Source organism: Roseateles sp. (assembly GCF_031397715.1).
Taxonomy (GTDB): Bacteria; Pseudomonadota; Gammaproteobacteria; order Burkholderiales; family Burkholderiaceae_C; genus Paucibacter_A.
Genome location: NZ_JANNMI010000277.1, coordinates 1 through 9,154, shown reverse-complemented (window position 1 = coordinate 9,154; position 9,154 = coordinate 1). Strand labels below are relative to the sequence as shown.

The 9,154-nt window shown below is 62.5% G+C and carries 7 protein-coding genes and 1 pseudogene; 7 read left to right on the top strand and 1 reads right to left on the bottom strand.

The window, feature by feature from the left end:
• The 3 genes and pseudogenes from RMO57_RS12195 to RMO57_RS12185 all read left to right on the top strand — a co-directional run.
• Window positions 1-468: pseudogene (locus RMO57_RS12195) on the top strand (argininosuccinate synthase); the annotation flags it as partial.
• Entirely contained in the window at window positions 465-1,010 is a 546-nt protein-coding gene (locus RMO57_RS12190) for a hypothetical protein (protein WP_310386961.1), read from the top strand. The pseudogene RMO57_RS12195 and the gene RMO57_RS12190, both read left to right, overlap by 4 nt.
• A 13-nt stretch (window positions 1,011-1,023) precedes the next feature.
• Window positions 1,024-3,321 (top strand): ATP-binding protein, encoded by a 2,298-nt coding sequence (locus RMO57_RS12185; RefSeq protein WP_310386960.1) that lies wholly within the window; start codon window positions 1,024-1,026, stop codon window positions 3,319-3,321.
• A 15-nt stretch (window positions 3,322-3,336) separates the two neighbouring features.
• Here the strand turns inward: RMO57_RS12185 and murB are convergent, their stop codons facing one another.
• Window positions 3,337-4,365, bottom strand: a complete 1,029-nt coding sequence (gene murB / locus RMO57_RS12180) for a UDP-N-acetylmuramate dehydrogenase (protein WP_310386963.1) — start codon at window positions 4,363-4,365, stop codon at window positions 3,337-3,339.
• Between the two features lie 128 nt (window positions 4,366-4,493).
• Here murB and RMO57_RS12175 point away from each other — a divergent pair, with 128 nt between their 5' ends.
• The 4 genes from RMO57_RS12175 to RMO57_RS12160 form a co-directional block, all read left to right on the top strand.
• Window positions 4,494-4,988: a YajQ family cyclic di-GMP-binding protein gene (locus tag RMO57_RS12175; protein ID WP_310386958.1), complete on the top strand. Its 495-nt coding sequence runs from the start codon at window positions 4,494-4,496 to the stop codon at window positions 4,986-4,988.
• A gap of 6 nt (window positions 4,989-4,994) precedes the next feature.
• Window positions 4,995-5,657 (top strand): TIGR02281 family clan AA aspartic protease, encoded by a 663-nt coding sequence (locus RMO57_RS12170; RefSeq protein WP_310386956.1) that lies wholly within the window; start codon window positions 4,995-4,997, stop codon window positions 5,655-5,657.
• A 98-nt stretch (window positions 5,658-5,755) separates the two neighbouring features.
• Window positions 5,756-8,581, top strand: coding sequence for an XrtA/PEP-CTERM system TPR-repeat protein PrsT (gene prsT / locus RMO57_RS12165; RefSeq protein ID WP_310386954.1), 2,826 nt, complete (start codon window positions 5,756-5,758; stop codon window positions 8,579-8,581).
• Window positions 8,582-8,817: 236 nt separating this feature from the next.
• The coding region (locus RMO57_RS12160; protein WP_310386952.1) for a hypothetical protein at window positions 8,818-9,154 on the top strand (337 nt) is incomplete at its 3' end.

Here is a 9,154-nt window from a genome sequence, read left to right as displayed (position 1 = left end):
GCGCTGTTGCACATCGCTTACGAGCGCCTGCTGACCGGCATCCACAACGAAGACACGATCGAGCAGTACCGGATGAACGGTTTGAAGCTCGGCCGCCTGCTGTATCAAGGCCGCTGGTTCGACCCGCAGGCCATCATGCTGCGCGAAAGCGCCCAGCGCTGGGTGGCGCGTGCCATCAGCGGCGAGGTCAGCATCGAGCTGCGGCGCGGCAATGACTACTCGCTGCTCGACACCCGCAGCGCCAATCTGACCTACAAGCCCGAGCGCCTGAGCATGGAGAAGGTCGAGGACGCGCCGTTCTCGCCGCTGGACCGGATCGGCCAGCTGACCATGCGCAATCTCGATATCGTTGATACGCGCGAAAAGCTGATGACCTATGCCAAGGTCGGCCTGCTGTCACCGGCCACGGCCAACAGCCTGCCGCAGCTGCAGGGCAAGGTCGAAGACAAGCTGGCCGGCAAGCCTTGACGCCAATTCGCCGCCTGGGCTGCTCGCGTCGCCAGGCTCTTTTTGCGCCGACGGCCCTGCTTGCTATGCCGCCGCTCTGGGCGCCGCTCTTGGCGCCGGTCTGGGCGCCGGTCTGGGCGACGGACGCGCCGCGCCCGGCCGTGTTGCTCACGATCAGTGGCGCCGGTGTGAACGGCGAGGCCAAGTTCGATATGGCCATGTTGGCGGCTCTGCCCCAACACAGCTTCACGACCAAAACACCGTGGTATCCAACGGCCCGCAAATTCAGCGGGCCCTTGTTGCGCGATGTTTTGGCCGCGGCCGGGGCGCAGGGCAAGGTGGTGGAGGCCATCGCCATCAATGACTACAAGGTCGACATTCCTGTTGAGGATGCGCTCAGACACAACTTGATCGTGGCGCGCCTGCTGGACGACAAGCCCATGCTGCTGCGCGACAAGGGTCCTCTGTTCATCATCTTCCCGTTTGACTCCAACAGCCAATTGCGCAATAGCGTGTACTACAGCCGCTCGGCTTGGCAGTTGAAAGCCTTGCGACTGCGTTAAGTCGGCAACGCAGATGAGCAGCAGCAGTGAGCCGGAAAAAATGCCCAGCGTCTTGAGCGGCCAACGCCGCAGATTGCGCTTTTTTCTGGGTGGCCTGTGCTGCTTGCTGGCGCTCACCATCGCAACGATTGGCTGGCTGCAAACGCGCCAGTTCGAATTGATCAATCCGGCCCAGCGCTATCAAGACGACTATGTGGTTTGGAGCTTGTTTCAGTTCGAGGTCGATTTTCTGAAACTGCGTCAAGCGCTTGATCAGGCTCACGCCGACGCGCCCACGGCCGACGCGCAGACGAGGGCGGCCTTGATTGAGCAACGCTTTGAAGTCTTTGTCATCCGCCTCGGCCTGGTTGAGGATGAACAAGCGACCCGAGCACTGCAACACGAGCCGGCTTATCTGCAAACGCTGGTGCAGCTGCGCAGCTTTGTCGAGTGGGCCGACACCTTGCCCGTGACGGCCGAGGCGTTGGCAGCCAACCCGGCGCTTGTGGCCACCGTGTTGCCCCGCTTGGCGCTCTTGGCCGAAGGTATTCATGAGCTGTCGCTGAGCGCCTCGCACCAAGTCGCTCAACGCGCCACTGAACGCAGCGACAAGGTGCGCCAGCATGCGCGCCTGAGTCTTTGGTTGACCTTGGTGCAATGTGCACTGACGCTGGGTTTGACCGCCCTGGTGGTGCATCAATTCCGCAGCCTCTTGCGCAGCTCGCGCGAGCAAAAGGTCCAAGCCGCCAAGCTGCTGAACGCGCAGCATGCGGCCGAGGCCGGCAGCCGGGCCAAGAGCCTGTTTTTGGCCAATATGAGTCATGAGCTGCGCACGCCCATGCATGGCTTGCTGGGCATGCTCGATCTGCTCAACGCGGCGCCGCTGAGCCCCGTGCAACGGGGTCATTTGAAGGCGGCCGACGACTCCAGCCATCATTTGCTGGCGGTGCTGAACGACATTTTGGACATCTCCAAAATGGAGGCCGGCGGCATCAGCATCGGCCAGCAAGCGGTGGATTTGCGCAGCCTGCTGAACGAAGTTGAGCAATTGAGCCGCTCGCAGGCCGGCTTCAGCGGCTTGGCACTGAGCATCAGCGTCGAGCCCGGCCTGCCCGCCTGGGTCAGCGCTGACCCTACGCGCTTGCGCCAGATCTTGCTCAACCTGTTGAGCAATGCGATCAAGTTCACGCCCATGGGTGAGGTCTCGCTGCGGCTGAGCCGCAAGAGCGGGTCGAGTGAGCCCGCCCTCTGGCAATTTCAGGTCAGTGACACCGGCATTGGCATGGATACGTCCACCCTGCTGAAGCTGTTCCAGCGCTTCAGCCAGGGCGATGATTCGAGCTCAAGGCGCTATGGTGGCAGTGGCCTGGGCCTGGAAATTTCACGCAAGCTGGCGCGCGCCATGGGCGGCGATATCACGGTGCACAGCCGGCTCGGTCTGGGCTCGACCTTTGTGTTGGAGCTGCCACTGGCCGCATGCCCGGCCCCGGTCTTGGCGGCACCCGCCTCGCCGCAAGCGCTGGGCGGCAGGCGTTTGCGCATCCTGGTGTCCGAAGATCACCCGACCAATCAAGCCTATTTGCAAGCGGTGTTGGAGCGGCTCGGCCACCGCGCTGATTTCTGCAACAACGGGCTGGAGGCCCTGCAGCGGTTGAAAGATGCCGATGACTTTGACCTGGTGTTGATGGATTTGCACACGCCGCTGATGGACGGCTATCAAGCCACGCGCGCCATGCGTACCCTGCCCGGGCCGAAGTCGGCGATCCGCATCATTGCGCTGTCGGCCGACGCCTTCGAAGAGTCGCGCGAGCGCGCGCTGCAGGCCGGCATGGATGGTTTCCTGGCCAAGCCGGTCGGTATCGAGGCCTTGGCGCAAGCCTTGGGCGGCCGCATCGATGCAGTGTTGCCGGCAAGCCCTGCACCTGCACCTGCGCCTGCACTCGAACCTGAACCTGAACCTGAACTTGAGCTTGACCCAGCGGCGCTCGACGAGCTGCGCCACAACCTGCCCGAGGCAACGGTCCGCAAGCTCTACATCACCTACATCGGCAGCCTCGCCGGGACGCGCCAGGCGCTCGCAAGCGCGGCCGATAGGCGTGACGCTTCCGCGTTGCAGGCGGCTGCCCATAGCGTCAAAGGTGCGGCCGCCAGTTTGGGCTTGCGCGCGGTACAAGCCGCGGCTTTGACGCTGGAGTTGCGCGCTCGGCAGCTTGCCCTGGATGACCACGCGGACGCAGCTGCTGCCTGGCAGCATTTGGAAACTCTCAGGCAGTCGCTATTGCGGGCGCTGCAAGGCAGCGAAGCCGCTTGCGCCGGGCAAGGCCTGCTCTAAGGATGCTCTGCATCCCTAAAGCAAGATAGGTTCGGTCTCCAGGCGGATGCCAAAGCGGCCGTAGACGCTTTCTTGAATCGCGCGGGCTAAGGTCACGACCTCCGCGCCGCGCGCCTCTCCGCGGTTCACCAGCACCAAAGCCTGGCGCTCATAGACCGCGGCGCCGCCGACCGCCTTGCCTTTCCAGCCACAGGCGTCGATCATCCAGCCGGCCGCGAGTTTGATGCTGCCATCGGGCATCGGGTAATGCACGATATGCGGGTCGCGGCCGATGATGTCGCGGCACTGATCGATGCTGACCAGCGGATTCTTGAAGAAGCTGCCGGCATTGCCGATCACGGCCGGATCGGGCAGCTTGGCGCGCCGGATTTCGCACACCCAATCAAAAATCTGCCGTGCGCTCGGCGCCGCAACACCGGACTCGGCCATCTTTCGCTCAATCTCCAGATAGCCCAACACCGGCTGCCAGGGCTTGGGGCAGCGCAGGCGCACATGGGTGATGACGCTTTTGCCGGCCAAGCCGCCGAAACCCGTCTGTTTGAAGACGCTGTCCCGGTAGCCAAAATTGCACACCGAGGCCGGCAGCACAACACTGCGTCCGGTCACCAGGTCGAGCACGGCCACGCTGTCCAGCCTGTCCTTGATCTCCAGCCCATAGGCGCCGATGTTCTGCACCGGCGCGGCGCCCACCGTGCCGGGAATCAAGGCCAGGTTCTCCAGGCCGGGAAACCCCTGCTCGATGCTCCACTGCACCAGCTGATGCCAGCCCACACCGGCGCCGGCCTCGATAATCCAGGCGTCCGCCCTGTCTTCGAGCAAACGAATGCCCGCTATTTCCATTTTCAGCACCACCGCATCGACATCCTTGGTCAACACGATATTGCTGCCGCCGCCGAGCACAAACTTCGGCGCACGGCCCAATTGCGGGTGGTCAACGACGCGGCGCAGATCGGCCGCCGAGCGGATGCGCACCAGGCGATGCGCGGTCGCAGGCAAGCCGAAGCTGTTGTAGGGCTTCAGGTTGACGCCCGTCTCTATCGTCAGCGCAGCAGCTGTCGACAAGGCAGAGGACTCATTCGGGGGATTTACAGCTTGATCCGGCATGGCAGAATTTTCCCAGATCAATCGGGCTATCCTTCCCGCACCAGCCACTCATCCACAAATATATAAATATGCCCAGCTTTGACACCACCCTCGAGCCCGATATGGCCAAGATCAAAAACGGCGTTGACACCAGCGCCAAGGAGATCGCCACCCGCTTTGACTTCAAAGGCACCAGCGCCGAAGTCGTGCTGAAGGAAAAAGAAAAGGAAATCCACGCCACCGGCGACAGCGACTTTCAGCTGGAGCAGATCGAGGCGGTGTTCTACGCCAAGTTGATCAAGCAAGGCGTGGTGATCAGCTTTTTGGACAAGCAAGAGAAGATCGAAAAGCTTGGCGGCGACAAGGTGCGCCGGGTCTACAAGATCAAGAACGGCATCGAATCGGTGCTGGCCAAGAAGATCGTCGCTGCGGTCAAGGACGCCAAGCTCAAGGTGCAGGCTTCGATACAAGGCGACACCGTGCGCATCACCGGCAAGAACCGCGACGATCTGCAGGTCGGCATCGCCTTGCTGAAGAAGGATTTCGCCGACGTGCCGCTGAGCTACGACAACTTCCGGGACTGACAGCCAGTGACGCTGCCTGCACGTTTTTGGGGCGGGTTGATCGCGGGGCTGCTGGCCGGCTCCGCCTGGGGCCAGCCAGCAAGTACGGTCAGCTTCAATGGCAGTTTGGGCGCCAAGGCCGCGCTGCTGCTGATTGACGGCGAGCCGCGCACCGTCGCGGTGGGCACGACCGTACGCGGCGTGCGCCTGCTGACTGTGGAGGATGGTCGGGCCGAAATCGAGCTGGGCGGGCGCCGCCAGACGCTGCTGATGGGGGCCTCGCCGGGCCGTGTCGGTGACGCCGGCGCGGCGGCCAACGCCGGCCGCAAAATCATTTTGAGCGCTGGCTCGGGCGGCCACTTCACCAGCTCCGGCACCATCAACGGCAAAACCACCCAGTTCCTGGTCGATACCGGCGCCACCGCCATTTCCATCAGCCAGACCGAAGCCGAACGGCTGGGCCTGAACTTCTCGGCCGGCCGCCGCATCATGACGCAGACCGCCAACGGCGTGGTGCAGGCCCAGATGATGCAGCTGGGCAGCGTCAGGGTCGGCGATGTCGAAGTGCGCAATGTCGAAGCCATCGTGATCCCGGGTCAGATGAGCCACGTGCTGCTGGGCAATAGCTTTTTGACCCGCTTTCAGATGCAAAGACATAACGATGTGCTGACGCTGGACCTGCGCTACTGAAGCCGGCGGGCACAGAAATCAGACTCGTGCATGAAAAAACGCACCCGAAGCGCTGCCTTGACCGTCAAGAATTGCAGGCGTTTTACGATACTGGCCGGATGCGCTCAACAAAACCTCTGACCCACAGTCACACACGTCGCACGCAGGCCCTGGGCTTGCTGCTGGCCGGCCTGCTGCCGCTGGCCCAGGCCACGCCCGAGAAGGCGGCCAAGTTCTACGAAGATGCGCTGCAGCGCTATGAAAAGGGTGACTTGGACAGCGCCACCGTCCAACTGAAGAACACGATCCAGCAAGATCAAAAAATGCTGGCTGCGCATTTATTGCTCGGCAAGGTGCTGCTCGCGCAAGGACAGTACGCGGCGGCACAAGCAGCCTTGGAGGAAGCGCTCAAGCAAGGCGTCAACCGCAGTGAAGTCGTTTTGTCGCTGGGCCAGCTCTATCTCGTCACCGGTGACCGCAAGCGCCTGCTCGACGAGATCACGCTCAAAGGCATGCCGACACCGATTCATGCCGATATCTTGACCTTGCGCGGCTCGGCCTATGCCGGCTCGGGCAACACGGTGCAAGCCAGCAAAGCCTTTGCCGAGGCCCGCGCGCTCAAGCCGCAGCTGGCAGCGCCTTGGATCGCGGAGGCGCCCATGTTGATGCGTTTGGGCGCGGCCGATAGAGCCCGAGCAGCGGCCAATATGGCGGTGGAGTTGGACCCCAAGAATGCCGCAGCCTGGTACACCTTGGGCAGTGTTTTGTATGGCCTGAAAGATGGCAGTGGCGCACTGGCGGCGCATGAGAAGGCTCTCAGCCTCAACCCAAAGCAAGTCGACGCCCGCGTTGCCCGGGCCTCGCTCTTGCTCGCCCTTGGCCGCGACAAAGAGGCAGAAAAGGACCTCGATCTGCTCAGCAGCTGGGGCACCCAAGACCCCCGGGCTTCCTATGTCAAAGCGCTGCTGGCGGCAAGGCGCGGCGACGCCGACGCGGCCAAGGCGGCCTACGCCGAGGCCGCCGAGTTGGTCGACGGGCAAAAACCCTCGTCATTGGCGGGCAATGACCCGCTGTTGATGGCCGGCGCCCTATCGCATGCCGCTTTAGGCAATGTCGAGAAGGCCAAAGGCTATCTGGACACTCTTTTAGCCCTGAATTCCAAGCATTTCAGCGCTCAGCTGTTGCTCGGCTCCATTCTGATCGACAGCAAGGAATATGGCCGCGCCACCACCTTGCTGGAAGGTGCTCAACGTGCCGCTCCGGATGATCCGCAAGTGCTGCTCTTGCTGGGCAGCCTGCAGATGGCGCGCAAGCAATACCAGCGCGCCAGCGAGTACTTCGAAAAAGCCGCCAACCGCAGCGGCTCGCCGGAGGCCCAGCGTGAGTTGGCCTTCAGCCAGATGGGCCTGGGTCAGGAGCGACTGGGTACGGGCAACCTGGAAAAGTACTTTGCCAGCAACCCCACGGATGCCAGAGCGGGCGTGCAACTGGCGATGAGCTATGTCAACCAGGGCAAGATCAAGCAAGCGCTGCAGACCGCCGAAGCGTTGGTCAAGGTGGACCCGGGCAATCTGACTTTGCAAAACTTCCTCGGCAATATCCAAGGTAGAACCGGTGACAAAAAGGCCGCCCGTCAAACCTTCCAACAAGCCCTCATCAAGGACCCCAACTTCAGGCCCGCGGCGGTCAATCTGACCTGGTTGGACATAGAGGAGCAGCGCTTTGATGAAGGCCGCGCACGCATGAAGTTCTGGCTTGGCCGCAACAAAAACGATCCCGAGCTGCTGTTCCAGCTTGGCGTGCTGGAATTGCGCGCCGGCCGCATGGCCGATGCGCAGCAACAGCTGCAGCTGGCCAGCGAGTTGCAGCGCAACGATGCCGGCCCTGGTTTGACCCTGATCGAGCTGTTCCTGGCTCAACAGCAAGCCGCCAATGCGGTCACGACCGGCAAACAGCTGATCGCCAAATTCCCGAACAAGACGGCCGTACAGCTGGCCCTTGGGCGCGCCCATTTGGCGGCCGGGGACAGCAACAGCGCGCGCACCCTATTCCAAGAAGCGACCCGCTCGGCCGACTTCGACGCGCGGCAGCAGGTTCATATTGGCCGCCTGCAAATGATGGCGGGCAACTTGGAGGGCGCGAGTTACAACGTGCAGAAAGCACTGCAAGCCAGTGCCGACGACCTGCAAGCCCTGGTGCTGCAGGTCGAGGTGGAGGCTCAACGCGGAGATCAGGCCAAGGTCGATGCAGCGCTCAAAGTCCTCAACGCCAAGCATGCGGGCAGCGTGCCGGCGTTGTTGGCGACGGGCAATATTGCGATGTTGCGCCGTCAATTTCCGGCGGCTCAAGCGGCCTACAAGCAGGTGCTTGAGAAAGCGCCTAGCGCGGGCCACACCCTCTTGCTTGCACGCGCACTCAGCGGTGCAGGCGAGCAAGGCAAGGCCTTGGCGCTGATGGAATCCCAAGCCAAGAAACAACCCAATGAACTGGGCTTGCTGCGGGCCACGGCCGAACTGCAAACGAGCATGGGCAAGAACGACGCTGCGGCTAAAAGCTTCACCCAGCTCTTGGCGGCCAACCCCGGGGATGCCGGCGCTGCGAGTAGTTTCGCCGTTCTGCTGCAGCGCATGGGCGATCCCAGGGCACTGGGCATGGCGGAAAAAGCGCTGCAGTTGGCGCCGGGCAATGCCGATGCGCTTGACACCCTTGGCTGGGTGCTTGCGCTTCAGGGCAAGCACGATCTTGCGCTGCGCCACTTGCGCGAGGCCCGGCTGCGAGATCCGAACAACGGCAATGTCCGTTGGCACCTCGCCTTTGCACTCGCCAAGGCCGGACGAAAAAATGAAGCCAAGGATGAATTGGTGGCCGCCTTCAACGCCCCCAGCCCGCCCACCGGCAGCAGCGAGTTGGCCGCCCTCAAGGCGGAACTTGGCCTTTCGCCATGAGGGCGGCGTGAACAATGTTTTGTCATTGGCGGGACCTTCCGCGTGGCGCCGCCCCCCCATTCACGGGATTGTCAAGACAAGCCCTGCCGCTACCATCCAGCCCAACACTTTAGGTGCTTCGCAAGCAGTGCCTAAACCGCAGCAACCTTTGTATTAACCAGCCCCACCTGACCATGACATCTACTTTTCACATCAGCAAGGCCGAGTGGGTCAGCCGAGTTGTCGGAGGCGCTGCAATGCTTTTGGTTGCTGGCCTTAGCCATGCGCAAACCGTCACGCTGCAAGCCGGCGGCTCCGCCAACCAGTACAAGACCGAAAATTTGACTTTTGGCCAAACGCTGGAGAAGAAGCCCGCGACGATGGGTGCTAGCAGTTACAAAGAGTCGACCAACGGCGCTTCGTTCTGGGTTTATTGCCTGGATCCGCTGACCTCGCTGGGCAACCCGCTGACCTATACCAAGCTGACCGGATCTAGCAACGCAGCCCTGGGCACCTTCATCAGCTCACCCGTGGTCGCCAACAGCGTCACCTCTTATACCGAGCAGTTCGGCAAGGGCGGTGACTACGCCACCG

Excerpts from the sequence above, each read along its gene's own strand:
- RMO57_RS12185 (WP_310386960.1), top strand. The coding sequence starts at position 1,024 with ATGAGCAGCAGCAGTGAGCCGGAAAAAATGCCCAGCGTCTTGAGCGGC.
- RMO57_RS12175 (WP_310386958.1), top strand. The coding sequence starts at position 4,494 with ATGCCCAGCTTTGACACCACCCTCGAGCCCGATATGGCCAAGATCAAA.
- prsT (WP_310386954.1), top strand. The coding sequence starts at position 5,756 with ATGCGCTCAACAAAACCTCTGACCCACAGTCACACACGTCGCACGCAG.